General features: G+C 58.8%; 1 protein-coding gene. It reads left to right on the forward strand.

Features of this window, described 5'->3' with window-relative positions; all coding sequences use genetic code 11:
* A partial coding sequence (locus ACW9UQ_RS18720) for a transposase (protein WP_458932492.1) occupies window positions 1–320 on the forward strand: 320 nt, incomplete at its 5' end.
* Window positions 321–624: the final 304 nt, after the last annotated feature.

The raw sequence follows: 624 nt of genomic DNA on the forward strand, positions 1-624 counted from the left end.
ATCGCATGAAGGTGATGCGCCTGCCGACTGGCGAGGTCATCCGCCGCTTTCTGATGCATGTTCTTCCTGATCGGTTCCACCGCATTCGGCATTATGGATTCCTCGCAGGCACCCGCCGTAAGGACAAAGTCGCCAAGATCCGTGATTTGCTCGGTGCAATTGCAACGGCTGAGCCAGCCCCAGCGATCGACGATCCCGCGCCGCCGCTCACATTGCGGGAACCGTGCCCCGATTGCGGAGGACCCATGCGCATCATCGAGACCTTCCGGCGCGGACAGAACCCCCGAACCCGAGCGCCGCCAAGAAAGCAGGCCGCATGATGAAGAGCCCGTCTTTGAAACATTCTCCGATCCGACAATTGACGCGTCGGTCAACGATGCGCTTTGGCCAACGCACGTCCTCGCCCCACAAGCCGATAAAAACTGCCCCGGCAAGACCCACGATGGTTCCTGAAACTACCACGAAGGCCATGAAGCCAAACAACCAAGCTCAGCAAACCCGGCGAAACATCAAACAATATCAGGGACAGATGCCTGCGCTTTCCCCATAGAGCGGCACACGCATCCCGCAGCTTCCACCTTGTCAGAGTTGTCAACGCGGGCCACACCGCCAGAAACAAACCTA

The sequence above is a fragment of the Halovulum sp. GXIMD14793 genome, assembly GCF_054457435.1.